We start from the raw sequence: 14,609 nt of genomic DNA on the forward strand, positions 1-14,609 counted from the left end.
GGGTCGCCGACCATGCATGTTGATGCTGCGCTGCGCGAATTTGCGGGCGATAGCCGCGCGCAGGCCGCGGCGCAGGATCGCGTGCTGGCCGCGCGGGCCGAGTGGCAGGCGCGGCCACAGGTCGCGCGAGTTCTGGCCGATTGCCGGACCCTGCGAAACACCGGTGATTTCGCGCGCTGCGGTGCGCTGGAGGCCCTGATCCATGGGGGAGCGGCGCAGGAGTTCGTCGCGCAGTTCATCGCGGCCATGCTGGCTGCGTGGCGGGACCAGCCACTTGCGCAATTGCCCTTTCGGCACAGCTATGCCTGCGGGCAGGGCATCGTCCACATCCACCGCGACGGGCCGGTGACGCTGGCGCTTGTGCTGGTCGAGCGGGATGCAGCCAGAGCGCCGCGCACTATCGCCTTTTCGGATTGCGATCGGCGGGAGGTGGTGCTGGCAGGGCAGAGGGCGGCGGTCCGTTACACACGGCGCGACGGTGCGCCGCCTGTGGCTAAAGAAGTTCGCCTCGCCCCCGGGACGGTTCTCACCGCCGATGCCGATAACTCCCGAGCCATTGCCGCTGTGGACGCGCCGCTTGTGCTGCTGCGGGTCGCACGCGAGCCCGCCCATCCGCGCCCGACGCGAGAGGTGGAACTGGCAACCGGGCGGATCGTCCACCGCGCCTCGCCGAGCCCTGCAGACGGTCGCGCTGAACTGGCGGCTGCATTGCTGGGCGCGATGGGGCGCACGGACGCCGCGCCAATGTTAGGTGACAGGAGGTTCTGGAGTGCCGCTTTGCCGGGATCATCCGGAATTAGCGTGGATTTGGCGAGGCGTTAGTGGCTGAATACCGCCGTTTCGGCTGGGGTGGCCCAAAATTTGGCGATCGGGTTCTGTGTCAAGAGTCACCTGCCATTTAGACAATGATCTGACGGGACCGGCTGGAGTGTGGCGTTCCTAGAGGTTTTCTAGAGATTGATCGCTATGTGGCTCTTAGCGGGGCTTACAGGCTCGCTGAGGGGTCTCTGAGCGGTCGATGCGGTCGCGGGTGCTGGCGTGGAAGTGGGCGAAATGTGCCCAGTTCGGCATTTTCGCACCTCGAACTGGGCACTTATTGATATTCAAGGGAAAATGGTGAGCGGGCTGGGGCGGGATGGTCCTTGGCCCCCTGCGAACTGGGACAGTTTTTTCGCTGGCATGAGCAGCCGCTCCGACAGTTCGCGATGCGGAGAGCGGCAATTCATCTATCGCTTGCGCGCCCAGGGCTCGGACGTGCGATCGACATCCAGTGGCCCTTCGTAAGCGCGGCACAGGTCGAGCGCTTCTTCTGCAGAGCCGGTCTGCCATGTCGCATAGGTATCGGGCTGGAGGATCACGGGCATGCGGTTGTGGACCTGTGCGGCGGGGCCTGCCGCTTCGGTCATGACCATCGAATAGCAGTCGCCCCATTCGTCGCTCGCGCGCCAGATGCCGGCCACGGCGAATGCCTCGACATCGGGCAGGGACATCCATGTGCGCGTCATCGCGCCGCGCTGCCCTTCCGCCTCGGCCCAGGCGGTCAGCGGGATCAGGCAACGCCGCTCTTCGAAACTGAAGCGCCACATGAAGCTGTCCAGCTTGTCGGAGCGCGCGTTGTTGACCGGTCGCGGCTTGAGCGGCGCGCCGGTCTTCTTGCTCTTCTGCGCCAGCGGAAAGCCCCACACCATCGAGCGCAGCTGCCCATTGGCGATCACCGCACCCGAGTACCCCGGATAGACTTCCTCGGCGTAATTGGAGCCGAGATCGCCGGCGGCGGCGAAGATCCGCGCGATCTCCGCCTGGGCCTTCGTCATGCGGTAGAGATTACACATCGGAGGCCGTTGCGGCGTCGCGGAAGATGACGCTGCAGCCCTCACCCATGGCGGCCTCAAGTTCGGCACGGATGGCCATATCGCGGCGATAGCTGCCGGTGCCGCGCCGCCGCGAACCGGGAACCTCGGCCCCGTCGGCGTCGATGATGACTACGTAGCTGTGGTTCATAGATCGGGGGTAGGGTACCAGACGACGATGCCGCGATCCTCAGAAAGGACGCAACGTCCGCTTCCCCGCATTGGCACGCCATAGGCGTTATCAGCACGATAGGTTAGGCGGTATTGTTCATTTTGATCAAAGGACGCGTCTCTGAATTCCAGAATTTCGAGAGTGTCGGGCGCGACCAGGGTTTCTGCGATTTTTTTTGCGCATAGTGATCTCGGGCGGTCCCCCTGGGAAGCCAATAGGGCGACCCCGCCAATGATTAGAATACCGACGAGCGCATAGAGCGGAGTTCTAATCGGCTTCGACGCTGTTTCGCTCATAATTTCCCCACCTTCGCGATGACCCTGCCGATGATCCGCAGTTCGTCGTCGACGGCGAAGTCGTCGGGGACGGCCGGGTTGTCCGACAGGATGGTGACGCCTTCGCGGGTCGGTCGCAAGCGCTTGATCATGCCGAAGTCGCCCACGGTGCAGGCCCAGATCAGGTCGCGGTCAAACATCGTATCCTGGCTGCGGTCGATCAGGATCAGGTCGCCACTGGAGATGGTCGGCTCCATCGAGTCGCCCTGGCCGATCGCCCAATAGAGCTGCCCCGGCCGGGCATCGGTGAAGTTCTGCAGCCACTCGCGCGAGAAGATCCGCTTAGCGGGCTCAACGTGCCCGCTCACGTCGCTCGCGCCCATGCCGTAGCGCATGTCGATCTCGTCGATCTCCACGAGGTCGCCTGGTTCGATTGGCCTGCCGGTTTCGTCGAAATGCTGGCCGATCTCTTCGAAGCCGGGCGATGCGACCAGCTGCTCCACCAACGGATGACGCTGGCGACGGCCTGAAACAACATACTGGACATCTACCCCATGCTCTGCCGCGCGTGCGAGATAGTCCAACGTGATCGGTGAACTCCCCGTTTCGTAGGCAAGTTGGGTGTTTTTCGAGATGCCAGCCAGATCCCCAAAGGCCCTCTGGCTGTAGCTCAACCGTTCGCGTTCCTCCCGCAAACGCAGGGGCCATCCCTCAAGCATCGAGAATTCCCAACTTACGGGGTTGCATAGTCCAGAATACTGCTCCATGGTCCAGATAACAGGGACAACGAATTGGACTGAGCCCATGCATCTTGACCGTATGCATCCTGAGGATGTGAAGGCCGCGATCCGGAAGAAGTACGGCACCGTCGCGCGCTTCGTTAAACAGCACGACCTCCCCACCAGTGGGGTGAGCGACCTTTTCCGGGGCAGAACGAGCGCGCGCGTTGCGAACGCGGTCGAGAAAGTGCTGGCCGAGGATGCGGAGTCCAAACATTCGGACAGCGATAGGCGCGGTGCCGCCACCGGTAAAGGGGCGGCTGCGGCATGAGTGCGCTGGCCCTTTCATCGACCGATCTCAGCGAGTTCGAAGGTGAAGTCTGCGTGATGGACGTGCGGCTGGGAGAGCGCCTTGGCATGGCGCAGCCGCTGGACATCCGGCGATCGATCAAGCGCAACTTCGATGAGCTTGCAGGCTACGGACCAATTCGCACCCGGTGCGAATTGGTTGAGACGGGCTCCCGCGCCCGGCGCGAAGTCACCGTCTACTTCCTCAATGAAGAGCAGGCGCTGCTGCTGGCGATGCTGAGCCGTAGTCCCTTGGCGCAGGCGCTTAGGCGCGAAATCATTACGGTGTTCATGGCGTGGCGACGCGGCAAGCTGGCGACGACGACCGACGCCGATCACCGCTGGGCGATGCTCGAGAAGCGGCTCGACCAGCTGGAGCGTCTGATCACGAGCCAGGCGATGGTTGAGACGCCCGAGTTCACCAAGGCTGCTGCCTACGCCCCGCCGGTCTTTCGCCTGATCCGCGGTGACGGAAAGCTGAGGGGGCAACGGTACTCGCGATACTGGCTGGATCATGAAGTCCGCGCACTGATGATCAGTCTGCATCGGCAGCTGACCTTGAGCGATGCGGTTGCGGCGATTGCCGAGGAAGTCGGCCCCGAGCGCACGCCGTCAAAGAGCGCGCTGCAGCGCATCTGGAAACAACTCGACAAAGCCAGGAGCGCGGCATGAGCCATCCGCACGATCCTTTCCGTCTAGACCCCGTTGAGGTGCGCGAGTTCGAACGAAAGTCGGCTGAAGTTGGTCGAACCACCGCCCTCATGCTTCGAGCGATCGGCGAACAGCTCACTCGGGAATTGAAGGTCATTGGCGATCTTCATCGAGCGGATCTCGCCCGTCGTCGAACGGCCACAGTGTCGGAGGGCCTGACAGAAGCTCCTCTGCGGAATCGGCTCCCCGCATTGTCATCGTCAGAGGATGAATGCGCACAGAGGTATCTGCCGCGCAAGCTGCGGCACAGGTCAGCCATGCGTAGCCAAGGCGAAGGTGATAGCACGCCAGCAGCAGGTAGCCATGCCGTTCCTGCGGATGGTCGATGCCTGCCAGAAGCTTCGACCATTGGTGCGGTTTCGCGATCGCCAGATCATGCACGAGATCGGGTCGCCGATCGGCAAGGGCGTGCGCGCCCTCCGTTCCAAGCGCGGACAGGCTGCGTGCAAGGTCCGCCATGCCTTCTGCTGCAAGCGCTTCAAGGAAAAGCGCGAGGTGCCGGTGGGCCTCGGCCGTATATCGATCAATCTCCATGGTGCTCCCTCGGTTCGGCCAACGGGCATCGCTGGTTCCGGTGCGAGAATAGGCACGCTTGCCTGGAGGCGCATCGTCTAAGTCACCTGTCCGAAAAGACACCGGAGAAGCGCCGGAGCCGCGCCGTGCTGGTCGCACTGGCTGCTTTCGTCGCCGGTGATATGATCTTCGGGAGGCGCGCATGAACGCCGCCGCGAAGAAATCCGCGCCGGTGCTTGCCGACGCGCAGCTGCTGGAGCTCTCTCCCTCGGACATTCTGATCCCCGAGCGGATCGGCTTCCTGCACGAGGACAAGGCGGCAGCGCTGGGTCGGCTTATGGCGGTCGATGGCCAGCGCGATCCGATCAAGGTCGTCCGGTATCTGCCGAGCAAGTCGATCGAAGAGTGCGTCAGCGAGGGCAAGGCTCCATGGCGACTGGTGACCGGCATGCATCGCCTGATGGGGGCTACCTACGAAGGCATTACGATCTTCGCGATCGAGGTAAGCGGCAAGGCCGAAGACCTCGCTGAGTTGGAGGCGAGCGAGAACCTGCATCGCAGGCCGCTGGGTCCGATCGAGCGGGCAAAGTTCAGCGCGGCCTTGGTGCGGGCCGCACAAGAGCGCGTCGCGCGCGAACACGGTACGCTGTCGCAGTATAAGTTGGGTGCCAAGGCCCGCTGGGACCGAGTGAAGAGGCAGGAAATTGGGGCGGAAGAGGCCCTGACCGAAGAGACGAGCGATGCTTGCGACACAATGTCGCAAGCATACGGCTGGGAAGAGTCCGTCGCCGATGCGCTCGGCCTGACCCCACGGACCATCCAGCGGGACCTCGAGCTTTTCCGGCTGGTGATCGAGCAGTTCCCCGATCTGGCCGAGGCGCTCTCCAAGCACCCGGTTGTGGGCGAGAACGCCAGCCAGCTGCGCGCGATTGCGCGGGTGAAGGACGAGGCCAAGCGGCGCGAGGTTATCGAAGCGCTGCTGGCCGATCCGGAGCTCGGCGCAGACGATGCACGGATTGCGGCCGGGGTGGATGCCGAGCGCGGCGTCGCGCCGACCCCGGCGCAGAAGCACACCAATGCGATAGACAATGGATGGAGCAGGCTGAGCCTGTCCGAGAAGCGCCGCTACCTGCCGCGCTTCGTCGAAAAGCTGACCCCCGACATGAAGGCGCAGCTGCGCCAGCTGCTGGACGAGGAGCAGAGCTGATGGCGCAGCGCAAATCCTACGAAGAAAGGGCCTTCACCAAAGCTCGTTCGCGCTCGCGGCGCATTCGCAAGGCAATCGAGGAGATCGCTTGTGACTTCGCCGACAGCGACGCCAACTGGCTCAGCCATGCTGCAGAAAGTCTGGCCGAGGCTCTCGACGTCTTCGACAGCGAACTTGCCGAAGAGGTCGAGCATTACCGCGAGGTTTCTGGCGATGCGCGGTGAAATCTCCTCCGGTCGCCACTCGAAGCGCCATCCCTACGACTGGTATGTCGAGGAATACTGGGTCACCGCGCAGCTTTATCGCGCGCTGGGCGGCTTCGCCCAGGAGAAGCGCGAAGGGCTGGCGGTCTGGGACCCGGCGGCGGGGCTCGGCACGATCGGCGGCGCGTTCCTCGAGGACGGGCACCGGGTCTATTTCTCCGACATCGTCGAGCGGATCGACTGGGCACGGATTGGCGAACTCGACGCGACGATCCTGCCGACGTTCCGCAGCGCCGACTTCCTCGAGCTGATCAAGCCGCCTGCGGCGTGTTCGATCGTCTGCAATCCGCCCTATTCCTATATCGAGGGGATCGCAGAGGCGTTTGTGCGCAATGCGCTCCGACTGACCCATCGCCGGGTGTGCATGCTGGTGCCGGTCAAGTGGCTGGCCAGTCAGGTTCGCTACGGCCTGTTCGCTGAGGACCATCCGCCGCAGGCGATTCTTTACCTGACCCAGCGTCCCAGCATGCCGCCAGGCGACCGGATTGAGGCGATGGGCAACCGCGCATTCCGGGGCGGAATGATCGATTATTGCTGGGTCGTGTGGGACGTGAAGCGCCCCACGCCTCCCGGATTCACGCGCAGCGTATGGCTGCCGCCGCTCCACAGGTCGTTCGACCTGCTGCCGATCGCGGGAATCGCATGATGGGGCTGGGCAGGATCTTCAAGCCCATCCGGGTGCCCGATGCGGAGCAGTGGCAGCCGGGTGATCTGGCCGAGTGCATCGTTCAGGGTGACTGGGTCATGGCGGAGACCCGCGAGGACTCGCCGGGCCCCCAGTTGAGCGAGACGCGGATCGTCACGAAGGTCCGCGTAAAGCGCTGCCCTGTGAGGGGCGAGGTGATCCTCTGGCTGGGCTTTGCCCGCTACCCCGGCCGGATTTTCGACGCGAGCTTCTTCCGCAAGGTCCGCCCAAGCGCGGACGAGCAGGTCGCGGCGGAGAATGCCTTTATCGCCCTGATCCGCAAGCAGCCCGCGCGCTGTCCTGCAGGGGAGGGCGTGTGATGGCCGATTTCCAGCAGGGCGACCTGATCCTCTACCGCGAGCGGGGCCGGGACCGGCTCAATGTCGCGCGGGTGGACATCGTCCGCCGCGACGAAGTCTCGAGCATGCCCTGGCACCCGCTGCGGCGGCGATTCCTCGTCGGCCGGACCCGCATCGAGCGCACCCGGATAGTGCGCAAGCTGCCGCGCAGCGTCGCTGTGGCCGATCTGGTCGCGGAGCTGCGGGTCGCCGAGCTCAAGCGCGACCGCAAACGCCTCGCTGCAGACAAGTGGCTCAAACGGACCATCGCACGCATCGCGCACGAACTGGAACAGGAGGGATGCTGATGCCTCGCCAGACCATCGCCGAGAAATACCGCCAGCACAGGCACGAGATGACGCTGGCGCTGCAGCTTGGCTGCACGCCGAACGAAGCGCGCGCAAAGATTCGCTGGGACCAGGCGCGCGAGCGGATCGAACGGAGCGAGGCGCGGATCGCCAAGCGCGCCGACGCGCCGCTCCGGCTGCGCGACCTGCCCGACGAAGCCTGGATGATGAGGGACAGATAGCGATGTCGAACGTCAAACCCGCCCCGATCGGGCTGACCGAAGGCGTGGTCGCCAAGATGGTCGGCGACCGCCCCGCCTATGGCAAAGGCATCGTCCGCGTGCCGATCGTTCCCGTCAGCAAGGGAGATCGCAGCGATGGCTAAGGCGGCATTTCCCTATCGTTTCGGTCGCTACCGGCTGGGCGCGGACGGTGTGCTTCGCAAGCCGCAAGGTCCCGCGTCGAGCCCGACTGTCGCTATCGTCACCTTGCGGCCCCGAGCAGGTGGCGATCGGACGACAGCCACGGTGACCGTGCCGCCGCAGCCATCGCATGATGTGGTCGGGAAGGTCCGCGAGATCATTGCCAACTCGGCCGAGAGCAATCCCACGCCAGCAACACCGGCTAAGCCAGCGGTGCGCAGCAAGTATGGTCCGGGGGAGCGGAGGCCCGCGAAGAAGGGCGTTCTGCCCGATATCCCCTTCTACCTGCGCAAGCGCAACATCGATGAGGCGACAGTCTTCCTCAAGCGCCGGGCGATCCTGGTCGACGTGGTCGATCGGGACTCTCTGGTGCGGATGTACCGGGTCTTCGGCAAGCGTGACGCACTGCTTGCCGAAGAGGTGATCGAGATCGCCTGCCAGCTAGGATTCGAGGTGATCCTGTGAGCGGCGCTGCATTCGACACAGTGCGGCAGAGCCTGCGCGAGCGAGGACTGCTCGGCAGCGACAACCGGCTGACAGCTGCGGGCAACGCCCACGCGGCCGAGCTGATCGAGCAGCTTCGCAGGACCGAAGCGCCCAGCGATCCGGGAGCGCGCCGCGTGCGCTGGAACAATACGATGGCAAAGCGGGGGCGCTGACCATGGCGATCGATCCCCGCATTCAGGCTGCACTTGACGCTCCGCTTCGCGGACGCCCGAACCTGCCCAAGACGAAAGCCAACCGCGGCTATGCCTTTCCGCCGGGGACCGGGCCCCAGGGCGAAACCTGCCGGACCTGTCGTCATTCGACACCGCACGACTGCTCGAAGCGTTACTGGAAGTGCGGCCTAGTCAACTGGACCCGCGGGAGTGCAACAGACATCGTCCTGCGCTCGCCCGCCTGCAGCGGATGGGAGGCGCGCGATGCCTAAAGCCAAGCCGCATCCCGACCAGGTCGCGTTTGCGTTCGACGCGCCGGAACTGGACGAGCGCGCGGGCGTGCTCGCGGGTCTCGAGCAGGAAATCGCCGAGACGGTCGGCACGATACTGGCGAGCACGCCGATGTCGCGCTTCGAAATCGCCGCGCGGATGAGCGAGCTGCTGGGCGAGCCGATCAGCAAGCTGATGCTGGACGCCTATGCGAGCCGGGCGCGGACTGATCACAAGATGCCGATGTCGCGTTTCTTCGCGCTGGTGCTGGCGACCAAGCGCCACGACCTGTTTGATCCGCTGGTTCGCAGGATTGGAGCCGGGCTGCTGGTCGGCGACGAAATAAAGACTGCCCGGCTCGGCCAGCTCGATCGCATCATTCAGAACGCGCGCGAGGAGAAGCGCAAGCTCGCCCAGACCGCCCCCTTGATCCGGAGCGGAGCTGCCGATGTCTAGTGCCCTTGCCGCCAATGAGAACGTCGAGGCGACCCCGGACCTTGCGCCTGCCGAATGGTTCACCGCAGCCGAGCTGGCGCAGCTGGCGCTGCCGGGCCTCGCCGGGGACAAGCGGGCGATCAATCGTCTTGCGGGCGAAGAGGGCTGGGCGACCCGCGTCGATCTGGAGCGCAAGCCGCTGGCACGGCCGCGCAAGGGGCGCGGCGGCGGGCTGGAGTTCCATTATCGCCTGCTGCCCGCAGAGGCTCAGCTCGCGCTGGGCAAGCGCGGGCTGATCCCCGGCCAGATCGCGGCGGAGCCGCAGCAGGATCGCGCCTGGGCGTGGTTCGATCGGCAGACCGAAAAGGTGAAGCGCGAGGCGCGGCGTCGGCTGGAGATCGTGCAGGAAATTGAAACGCTGGAGCAGGCCGGAATGACCCGGTCGGCGGCGGTGGCAGAGGCTGCGGCCCGCCACGGACAGGGAGAATCGACCATGTGGAAGTGGCTGACCAATATCGCAGGGCTCGCACTCGAAAACCGGTTGCCTGCGCTTGCCGACGATCGCCGGGGCGGAGGAAAGCCCAAGGATATCGACCCCGAGCTGTGGACGCTGTTCAAGAGCGATTACCTGCGGCCGAGCGCACCGCCGCTGAGCAGCTCCTATCGCCGGGTGTCGGCGATCGCCGCCGAGCGCGGCCTGCCGATGGCGTCCGAGCGGACGTTCCGGCGCAAGCTCAAGGCGGAGGTCGACCCCCAGATCGTGATCCTGCAGCGCGAGGGGCGCGAGGCTTTGCGCCAGTCGCTGCCCGCGCAGCGGCGCACGGTTTCTCACCTCCACGCGCTGGAACACGTCAATATCGACGGGCACACCTTCAACGTCTTCGTCCGCACCGCCGAGGGCAAGGTGGTTCGCCCGGTGATGGTGGCGATTCAGGACCTCTACAGCCGCAAGATCGTCGCGTGGCGGATGGGCGAGGTCGAGAGCGCCGCTCTGGTAAGGCTGGCCTTCGCCGACCTGTTCCAGAAGTGGGGCATCCCCAAGGCCTGCACGCTCGACAATGGCCGCGGCTTCGCGAGCAAGTGGATCACCGGCGGGTCGAAGTCCCGCTTCCGCTTCAAGATCCGCGAGGAGGAGCCGACCGGCCTGCTGACCGAGCTGGGCATCGCGATCCACTGGACGCTGCCCTATCGCGGCCAGTCGAAGCCGATCGAGCGTGCCTTCGGCGACCTCAACGGCACGATCGCACAGCACCCGCTGTGCGAGGGCGCCTATACCGGGCGCAACCCGTTCGAGAAGCCGGAGAACTACGGCACCCACGCGGTGGCCTGGGACGAGTTCGAGGCGCTGGTCGCGGAAGGTATCGCCCAGCACAACGCGCGCAAGGGGCGGCGGACCGAGACGGCCAAGGGCCGCAGCTTCGACGAGGTGTTTGCCGAAAGCTACGCGACCGCGCCGATCGGCAAGGCGACCGAAGAGCACCTGCGGATGGCGCTGCTCGCGGCCGACCAGAAGCGCATCCAGAACGACGGCGTGATCCATCTCTACGGCAACCGCTACTATTCGCAGGAGATCGGACGCCATGCGGGCGAGCGGGTTTCCGTGCGGTTCGATCCCGACAACCTGCACGGCGACATCCACGTCTACGCGCAGAGCGGCGGCTACCTCGGCAAGGCGGAGATGATCGCCGACACGGGATACACCACCGCAGAAGCCGCAAAGAGCATCGAGAAACAGCGTGCGGCGAACCGCAAGGCGGTGCGCGCGGCGAAGGAGGCCGAAGGGCTGATCGATGCGCAGGAGCTGGCGCAGCGGCAGGCGCGGCCGATCGAACCCGAAGTCCCCGAGCTGAGTGTCATCCGCCCGATGCCGCCGCGCAAGGGCGTGGCGGTGGCCGCGCAGGCGCAGGCGATGCCGGATTCAAGACAGGACGAGGAACGCGAGCGCAGCATCTTCACGGCGCTGAGCGTGGTGACCGGCGGCAAGAAATAAGCGGCGCGCGACGGTGCGGTGAGAGGCCCGCCGCGCGCCATGTCCACCAAGGAACAGGAGTGAAAATACCATGGCAACGCAGATTGAACAGCCCGCAGCAGACGAGAAGGCCTGGAAAGAGACGGTCGATGGGCAAGAGGCATGGGCGCGCGAGGTGGAGAAAGAGCGCCAGTGGCTGATCGCCCACAAGACCGAGCTGGGTTGCAGCTGGCCGGCGATGGCATCCCGGCTCGATGCCAAAATAAAGCATAGCACGCTCAGCGTGTGGATCGGCGGCAAGTACCAGGGCCCCGACGACCGCTTCGTGGAGGCGATCCGCAGGTATCGCCATTCGCTGACCTCGCGTGCCAGGATCGAAGTCAACCTGCCGACCGCGCCGCATTTCTACGAGACCGAAGTGAGCAAGCGGCTGACCGCGATGCTCGAATGGGCGAAGCGCGGGCGGATTGTCTACGCGGCGCTGGGGGCGGGGCTGGGCAAGACGCGGACCGGCAAGCGGTTTCAGGAGCTGAACAGCAACGTCTTCGTGATCGCGGTCGCGCCATCCTGTTCGGGGATCAACAGCCTGCAGAAAGAGGTGCTCGACGCCTTCGGGATCAAGGTCCAGACCGGTACCAGCCAGATCCTCTCGCGCCGGATCGTCGACTTCATCGACGGCGCGCCCGACTGCCTCTTGCTGTTCGACGAGGCGCAGCACCTGACCCCCAAGGCGATCGAGGAGATCCGCAGCTGGCACGACAAGACCGGAGTGGGCATCGCGCTGTTCGGTAACGAGCAGGTGCAGCAGACGCTCGATGGCGGGGCGCGGTCTGCCGCGTTCGCGCAGATCTTCAGCCGGGTGGCGATGTCGCTCACCCGATCGAAGCCGTTCGATGCCGACATCGAGGCGATGCTCGACGGGTGGAGCATCGATGACGATGACGTCCGCAAGGAGGTGACGCGGATTGCGAAGCTGCCCGGCGCACTGCGCGGGGCGACCCACGTCCTCGAGGTCGCGCACATGCTGGCGCTGGTCGACGAAACCGCGCTGACCCTGCGCCATGTGCAGGACGCCTGGGCGCAGCTGTCCAAGCGGAGGGAACAGCCGTGATCGGCGCGGTGCGAGAGCTGGTCATCGCCTTCAACGCGGCGATGGGGCCGGGCGCGGCTCGGCGGGAGGCGCTGATCGTCCTCCCCTCGCTCGCGGCGCTGTTCGCGATCCTGCTGCTGGTCGCGATCGCGGGCGGAGAGGGCTGATGTCGGTGCGCAATCCGTTCATCGTCACCGCGATCGAGTTCGTGGAGCGCGAGACCGGCCTGACCCGCTTCGACCTCTTTTCGAAGCGGCGGACTGCCGACGTCGTGTGGGCGCGCACGCTGCTCGTCTGGCTGCTGCGCGAGCACCGGCCGGGATCGATGAGCTATCCGAAAATCGCGAGCCTGCTCAACGGCCGCGACCACGCCACCATCATCCACGCCCACAAGGTCACCGCGCCGAGGCTGCGCGAGGCAGACCCTTCGTTCGACGAAGCCTGCGCCAAGTTCGTCGCGCAGATCGAGCAGGAAAGGGAAGCAGCATGAACGCCGCAACCGCTCGCGAACCCGCGATCAGCTCGCACCGCCGATCGATGATCGCGAAGATCCACGTCGCGCGAACGCAGCTACAGATGGAGGAGGACGATTATCGCCAGATCGTGTTCGATGCCTCGGGCAAGACCAGCTCGGCAGACTGCTCGGACGCGCAGCTCGAGGCGGTCATCGATGCGCTGAAGAAGCGCGGGTTCAAGCCGCTGCCGAAGAAGGGTGGCCAGCGCGTCGCGCAGCATCCCGTGGCGCGCAAGGCGAGGGCGCTTTGGATCTCGCTCTACCAGCTGGGTGCGGTGCGCAACCAGGGCGAAGCCGCTCTCGAATCCTTCGCCAAGCGCCAGCTCGGCTGCGAGCGGCTCGACTGGGCGCGCCAGTCGGACGGCTATCGCCTGATCGAGGCGCTGAAGAACATGGCCGAGCGTGAGGGCTGGGCCCAGCGCGGACCGAAGGGCGAGAAGCTGGCCGTGCGCCAGTTGCAGAAGGGCCTGTGCGAGGCGATTCTCGCCAAGCTGAAGGCGAAGGGCCTCGCCGGGGCGAACTGGTCGCTGGATGTCGCCGCTTACCGCCTGCTGGGCGAAGAGGTCGACACGCTGCTCGCCACCTCACCCGAAACCTACGCCACGCTCGCCGCCCAGCTGGGCCGGGTGCTGCGCGGGGAAGGTGGCACGCGATGAGCCGCAGCCCGCTGCCCAGCCAGGAGCAGAAAAGCGTGGTCCGGATAATAGGGCTCGCCCCGCTGGCGCGCGCCTATGCGAGCCAGCCCCGCGACCTGCTCAGCTATCACTACCCGACATGGGCGAAGCGGCTTCGTGTGGCGGAGCTGGAGGTGATCAGAAACCTGCGCGCCAAGGGTGTGACGATCGAGCAGCTGGAGGAGGGGGCGGTGCTCGTCGCCTTCGCCGGCATCCGCACGACGTCGCGTCTGGGGCTGCGCAAGGCCCTCAAGAACTGGTCGGAAAAGGCGGAGGGAAGGCGCGTCGACGGCTTCTATCGCGCCGCAGGACAAGGACACAAGACATGAGCAGAGCACTGGTTGTCGTGGAGCGCGATCGCGCGCCGACCCTGGCCGACCGCATTCAGCGCGGGGCGCGCGGCTATGCCGCCAGCTACCTGCCGGGCGAGCTCAACCGTTGCCCGAGCTGCGGCTGCAAGCAATGGCATGTCGGGCGGGTCACCGCCACTTGCTCGCGCTGCGATCTGCCGCTGGCGATCGCTGGCGACGGACGCGAGGGGACGAGCTGATGGGCACGCTGCGGGTCTCCGATCACGCGCTGCTGCGCTTCCTCGACCGGTCGGCCGGTATCCCGGTCGAGCAGCTGCGCGAAAGTCTCGCCCGATCGCTCGACAAGGCGCATGATGCCGCGGTCGAGATCGGCGCGCGCGACTATTTCATCGCGGCGACAGACGGCCCGTTCCTCGTGCGCAATGGCGTGGTGGTGACCGTGCTGGAGGACGAGAAACCGGGCACGACGCTGCGCCGACTGCGGCGCATGGCGAATGAGCGATAGGCTCACCCCCACACTGATCGCCCTGATCGGCGAAGACGGCCTGATTGCGCTGGCGGAGGCGTTCGGCGGGCGGCGGCTCTATGTGCCCGAGAAGCTCGACCCCGATCATGCTATAACTAGGGCGATCGGCGAGGAGCGCGCGGCCAAGCTCAATCGGCTCTACTCGTTCGCCTATATTCGCGTCCCCATTGCGCGAGAGCTGCGCGCCGTGCATTACCGCAAACGCGGCCTCTCCAATGGAGAGATCGCGACGAAGCTGGGGATCGTCGAACCTTCGGTCGACAAGATTTTCGCCCGCATGGCGAAGCCCCCGGTCAAGGGCAGCGCGCAGCTCTCCCTCGATATCTAGCAGCCATGCCCGCCTTGGCGGGCATGCTCTCCAAGCCCGGCAG

28 protein-coding genes are annotated in these 14,609 nt (G+C 65.6%); 22 read left to right on the plus strand and 6 right to left on the minus strand.

What is annotated here, in order from left to right; all coding sequences use genetic code 11:
• Positions 1-12: 12 nt before the first annotated feature.
• Positions 13-822: a hypothetical protein gene (locus VO57_008635; GenBank protein XBL68212.1), complete on the plus strand. Its 810-nt coding sequence runs from the start codon at positions 13-15 to the stop codon at positions 820-822.
• A 404-nt stretch (positions 823-1,226) separates the two neighbouring features.
• Here the strand turns inward: VO57_008635 and VO57_008640 are convergent, their stop codons facing one another.
• From VO57_008640 to VO57_008655, 4 genes are read right to left on the minus strand one after another with little or no spacing between them, the layout of a single operon-like run.
• Positions 1,227-1,814, minus strand: a complete 588-nt coding sequence (locus VO57_008640; protein XBL68213.1) for an SOS response-associated peptidase family protein — start codon at positions 1,812-1,814, stop codon at positions 1,227-1,229.
• 10 nt (positions 1,815-1,824) lie between these two features.
• Positions 1,825-2,001 carry a hypothetical protein gene (locus tag VO57_008645; protein XBL68214.1) on the minus strand — a complete coding sequence of 59 codons (177 nt, stop codon included), beginning with the start codon at positions 1,999-2,001 and terminating at the stop codon, positions 1,825-1,827.
• Positions 1,998-2,318, minus strand: coding sequence for a hypothetical protein (locus tag VO57_008650; protein XBL68215.1), 321 nt, complete (start codon positions 2,316-2,318; stop codon positions 1,998-2,000). Before VO57_008650 ends, VO57_008645 begins: the two co-directional genes overlap by 4 nt.
• Complete coding sequence (locus VO57_008655) at positions 2,315-2,971, minus strand: LexA family transcriptional regulator (protein ID XBL68216.1); 657 nt, start codon at positions 2,969-2,971, stop codon at positions 2,315-2,317. The genes VO57_008650 and VO57_008655 overlap by 4 nt, the downstream gene beginning before the upstream one ends.
• Before the next feature lie 130 nt (positions 2,972-3,101).
• On the opposite strand from VO57_008655, the gene VO57_008660 reads away from it, so the two are divergent.
• Together VO57_008660 and VO57_008665 are read left to right on the plus strand one after the other, a co-directional pair.
• Entirely contained in the window at positions 3,102-3,347 is a 246-nt protein-coding gene (locus VO57_008660; protein XBL68217.1) for a helix-turn-helix domain-containing protein, read from the plus strand.
• Positions 3,344-4,036 carry a hypothetical protein gene (locus VO57_008665; GenBank protein XBL68218.1) on the plus strand — a complete coding sequence of 231 codons (693 nt, stop codon included), beginning with the start codon at positions 3,344-3,346 and terminating at the stop codon, positions 4,034-4,036. Before VO57_008660 ends, VO57_008665 begins: the two co-directional genes overlap by 4 nt.
• A 23-nt stretch (positions 4,037-4,059) precedes the next feature.
• On the opposite strand, the gene VO57_008670 is transcribed toward VO57_008665, so the two are convergent.
• Positions 4,060-4,185, minus strand: a complete 126-nt coding sequence (locus VO57_008670) for a hypothetical protein (protein ID XBL68219.1) — start codon at positions 4,183-4,185, stop codon at positions 4,060-4,062.
• Positions 4,169-4,609 (minus strand): hypothetical protein, encoded by a 441-nt coding sequence (locus tag VO57_008675; GenBank protein XBL68220.1) that lies wholly within the window; start codon positions 4,607-4,609, stop codon positions 4,169-4,171. The genes VO57_008670 and VO57_008675 overlap by 17 nt, the downstream gene beginning before the upstream one ends.
• A gap of 181 nt (positions 4,610-4,790) precedes the next feature.
• On the opposite strand from VO57_008675, the gene VO57_008680 reads away from it, so the two are divergent.
• The 19 genes from VO57_008680 (at position 4,791) to VO57_008770 (ending at position 14,566) form a co-directional block, all read left to right on the plus strand.
• Entirely contained in the window at positions 4,791-5,795 is a 1,005-nt protein-coding gene (locus VO57_008680; protein XBL68221.1) for a hypothetical protein, read from the plus strand.
• The gene (locus tag VO57_008685) at positions 5,795-6,019 is read left to right on the plus strand and encodes a hypothetical protein (protein ID XBL68222.1); all 225 of its coding nucleotides are present in this window, start codon (positions 5,795-5,797) and stop codon (positions 6,017-6,019) included. Before VO57_008680 ends, VO57_008685 begins: the two co-directional genes overlap by 1 nt.
• Positions 6,009-6,704: an SAM-dependent methyltransferase gene (locus tag VO57_008690; GenBank protein ID XBL68223.1), complete on the plus strand. Its 696-nt coding sequence runs from the start codon at positions 6,009-6,011 to the stop codon at positions 6,702-6,704. Before VO57_008685 ends, VO57_008690 begins: the two co-directional genes overlap by 11 nt.
• On the plus strand, positions 6,701-7,063 hold the full coding sequence (locus VO57_008695) for a hypothetical protein (protein ID XBL68224.1): 363 nt from the start codon (positions 6,701-6,703) through the stop codon (positions 7,061-7,063). The genes VO57_008690 and VO57_008695 overlap by 4 nt, the downstream gene beginning before the upstream one ends.
• Complete coding sequence (locus VO57_008700) at positions 7,063-7,389, plus strand: hypothetical protein (protein XBL68225.1); 327 nt, start codon at positions 7,063-7,065, stop codon at positions 7,387-7,389. Before VO57_008695 ends, VO57_008700 begins: the two co-directional genes overlap by 1 nt.
• On the plus strand, positions 7,389-7,610 hold the full coding sequence (locus tag VO57_008705; protein ID XBL68226.1) for a hypothetical protein: 222 nt from the start codon (positions 7,389-7,391) through the stop codon (positions 7,608-7,610). The genes VO57_008700 and VO57_008705 overlap by 1 nt, the downstream gene beginning before the upstream one ends.
• A gap of 2 nt (positions 7,611-7,612) precedes the next feature.
• Entirely contained in the window at positions 7,613-7,753 is a 141-nt protein-coding gene (locus VO57_008710; GenBank protein XBL68227.1) for a hypothetical protein, read from the plus strand.
• The gene (locus VO57_008715) at positions 7,746-8,255 is read left to right on the plus strand and encodes a hypothetical protein (GenBank protein ID XBL68228.1); all 510 of its coding nucleotides are present in this window, start codon (positions 7,746-7,748) and stop codon (positions 8,253-8,255) included. Before VO57_008710 ends, VO57_008715 begins: the two co-directional genes overlap by 8 nt.
• Positions 8,252-8,449 (plus strand): hypothetical protein, encoded by a 198-nt coding sequence (locus tag VO57_008720; protein XBL68229.1) that lies wholly within the window; start codon positions 8,252-8,254, stop codon positions 8,447-8,449. Before VO57_008715 ends, VO57_008720 begins: the two co-directional genes overlap by 4 nt.
• Positions 8,450-8,713: 264 nt before the next feature.
• The gene (locus VO57_008725; GenBank protein XBL68230.1) at positions 8,714-9,175 is read left to right on the plus strand and encodes a hypothetical protein; all 462 of its coding nucleotides are present in this window, start codon (positions 8,714-8,716) and stop codon (positions 9,173-9,175) included.
• Positions 9,168-11,144, plus strand: a complete 1,977-nt coding sequence (locus VO57_008730; protein XBL68231.1) for a transposase domain-containing protein — start codon at positions 9,168-9,170, stop codon at positions 11,142-11,144. Before VO57_008725 ends, VO57_008730 begins: the two co-directional genes overlap by 8 nt.
• A 70-nt stretch (positions 11,145-11,214) precedes the next feature.
• Complete coding sequence (locus VO57_008735) at positions 11,215-12,234, plus strand: AAA family ATPase (GenBank protein ID XBL68232.1); 1,020 nt, start codon at positions 11,215-11,217, stop codon at positions 12,232-12,234.
• Positions 12,231-12,380, plus strand: a complete 150-nt coding sequence (locus tag VO57_008740) for a hypothetical protein (GenBank protein ID XBL68233.1) — start codon at positions 12,231-12,233, stop codon at positions 12,378-12,380. The genes VO57_008735 and VO57_008740 overlap by 4 nt, the downstream gene beginning before the upstream one ends.
• Complete coding sequence (locus VO57_008745; GenBank protein ID XBL68234.1) at positions 12,380-12,703, plus strand: helix-turn-helix domain-containing protein; 324 nt, start codon at positions 12,380-12,382, stop codon at positions 12,701-12,703. The genes VO57_008740 and VO57_008745 overlap by 1 nt, the downstream gene beginning before the upstream one ends.
• On the plus strand, positions 12,700-13,383 hold the full coding sequence (locus VO57_008750) for a regulatory protein GemA (GenBank protein XBL68235.1): 684 nt from the start codon (positions 12,700-12,702) through the stop codon (positions 13,381-13,383). The genes VO57_008745 and VO57_008750 overlap by 4 nt, the downstream gene beginning before the upstream one ends.
• Positions 13,380-13,730 (plus strand): hypothetical protein, encoded by a 351-nt coding sequence (locus tag VO57_008755; GenBank protein XBL68236.1) that lies wholly within the window; start codon positions 13,380-13,382, stop codon positions 13,728-13,730. The genes VO57_008750 and VO57_008755 overlap by 4 nt, the downstream gene beginning before the upstream one ends.
• On the plus strand, positions 13,727-13,951 hold the full coding sequence (locus tag VO57_008760) for a hypothetical protein (GenBank protein XBL68237.1): 225 nt from the start codon (positions 13,727-13,729) through the stop codon (positions 13,949-13,951). The genes VO57_008755 and VO57_008760 overlap by 4 nt, the downstream gene beginning before the upstream one ends.
• Positions 13,951-14,217: a hypothetical protein gene (locus VO57_008765; protein XBL68238.1), complete on the plus strand. Its 267-nt coding sequence runs from the start codon at positions 13,951-13,953 to the stop codon at positions 14,215-14,217. Before VO57_008760 ends, VO57_008765 begins: the two co-directional genes overlap by 1 nt.
• Positions 14,207-14,566 carry a hypothetical protein gene (locus VO57_008770; GenBank protein XBL68239.1) on the plus strand — a complete coding sequence of 120 codons (360 nt, stop codon included), beginning with the start codon at positions 14,207-14,209 and terminating at the stop codon, positions 14,564-14,566. Before VO57_008765 ends, VO57_008770 begins: the two co-directional genes overlap by 11 nt.
• Positions 14,567-14,609: the final 43 nt, after the last annotated feature.

Source organism: Citromicrobium bathyomarinum, assembly GCA_001306305.2.
Classification (GTDB): domain Bacteria; phylum Pseudomonadota; class Alphaproteobacteria; order Sphingomonadales; family Sphingomonadaceae; genus Alteriqipengyuania; species Alteriqipengyuania bathyomarina.

Bases quoted from the DNA above. Each gene is read 5' to 3' on its own strand.
- VO57_008635 (XBL68212.1), top strand. From the start codon at position 13: ATGCATGTTGATGCTGCGCTGCGCGAATTTGCGGGCGATAGCCGCGCG.
- VO57_008640 (XBL68213.1), bottom strand. From the start codon at position 1,814: ATGACGAAGGCCCAGGCGGAGATCGCGCGGATCTTCGCCGCCGCCGGC.
- VO57_008645 (XBL68214.1), bottom strand. From the start codon at position 2,001: ATGAACCACAGCTACGTAGTCATCATCGACGCCGACGGGGCCGAGGTT.
- VO57_008650 (XBL68215.1), bottom strand. From the start codon at position 2,318: ATGAGCGAAACAGCGTCGAAGCCGATTAGAACTCCGCTCTATGCGCTC.
- VO57_008660 (XBL68217.1), top strand. From the start codon at position 3,102: ATGCATCTTGACCGTATGCATCCTGAGGATGTGAAGGCCGCGATCCGG.
- VO57_008665 (XBL68218.1), top strand. From the start codon at position 3,344: ATGAGTGCGCTGGCCCTTTCATCGACCGATCTCAGCGAGTTCGAAGGT.
- VO57_008670 (XBL68219.1), bottom strand. From the start codon at position 4,185: ATGAAGATCGCCAATGACCTTCAATTCCCGAGTGAGCTGTTCGCCGAT.
- VO57_008675 (XBL68220.1), bottom strand. From the start codon at position 4,609: ATGGAGATTGATCGATATACGGCCGAGGCCCACCGGCACCTCGCGCTT.
- VO57_008680 (XBL68221.1), top strand. From the start codon at position 4,791: ATGAACGCCGCCGCGAAGAAATCCGCGCCGGTGCTTGCCGACGCGCAG.
- VO57_008685 (XBL68222.1), top strand. From the start codon at position 5,795: ATGGCGCAGCGCAAATCCTACGAAGAAAGGGCCTTCACCAAAGCTCGT.
- VO57_008690 (XBL68223.1), top strand. From the start codon at position 6,009: ATGCGCGGTGAAATCTCCTCCGGTCGCCACTCGAAGCGCCATCCCTAC.
- VO57_008695 (XBL68224.1), top strand. From the start codon at position 6,701: ATGATGGGGCTGGGCAGGATCTTCAAGCCCATCCGGGTGCCCGATGCG.
- VO57_008700 (XBL68225.1), top strand. From the start codon at position 7,063: ATGGCCGATTTCCAGCAGGGCGACCTGATCCTCTACCGCGAGCGGGGC.
- VO57_008705 (XBL68226.1), top strand. From the start codon at position 7,389: ATGCCTCGCCAGACCATCGCCGAGAAATACCGCCAGCACAGGCACGAG.
- VO57_008710 (XBL68227.1), top strand. From the start codon at position 7,613: ATGTCGAACGTCAAACCCGCCCCGATCGGGCTGACCGAAGGCGTGGTC.
- VO57_008715 (XBL68228.1), top strand. From the start codon at position 7,746: ATGGCTAAGGCGGCATTTCCCTATCGTTTCGGTCGCTACCGGCTGGGC.
- VO57_008725 (XBL68230.1), top strand. From the start codon at position 8,714: ATGCCTAAAGCCAAGCCGCATCCCGACCAGGTCGCGTTTGCGTTCGAC.
- VO57_008730 (XBL68231.1), top strand. From the start codon at position 9,168: ATGTCTAGTGCCCTTGCCGCCAATGAGAACGTCGAGGCGACCCCGGAC.
- VO57_008735 (XBL68232.1), top strand. From the start codon at position 11,215: ATGGCAACGCAGATTGAACAGCCCGCAGCAGACGAGAAGGCCTGGAAA.
- VO57_008745 (XBL68234.1), top strand. From the start codon at position 12,380: ATGTCGGTGCGCAATCCGTTCATCGTCACCGCGATCGAGTTCGTGGAG.
- VO57_008750 (XBL68235.1), top strand. From the start codon at position 12,700: ATGAACGCCGCAACCGCTCGCGAACCCGCGATCAGCTCGCACCGCCGA.
- VO57_008755 (XBL68236.1), top strand. From the start codon at position 13,380: ATGAGCCGCAGCCCGCTGCCCAGCCAGGAGCAGAAAAGCGTGGTCCGG.
- VO57_008760 (XBL68237.1), top strand. From the start codon at position 13,727: ATGAGCAGAGCACTGGTTGTCGTGGAGCGCGATCGCGCGCCGACCCTG.
- VO57_008765 (XBL68238.1), top strand. From the start codon at position 13,951: ATGGGCACGCTGCGGGTCTCCGATCACGCGCTGCTGCGCTTCCTCGAC.
- VO57_008770 (XBL68239.1), top strand. From the start codon at position 14,207: ATGAGCGATAGGCTCACCCCCACACTGATCGCCCTGATCGGCGAAGAC.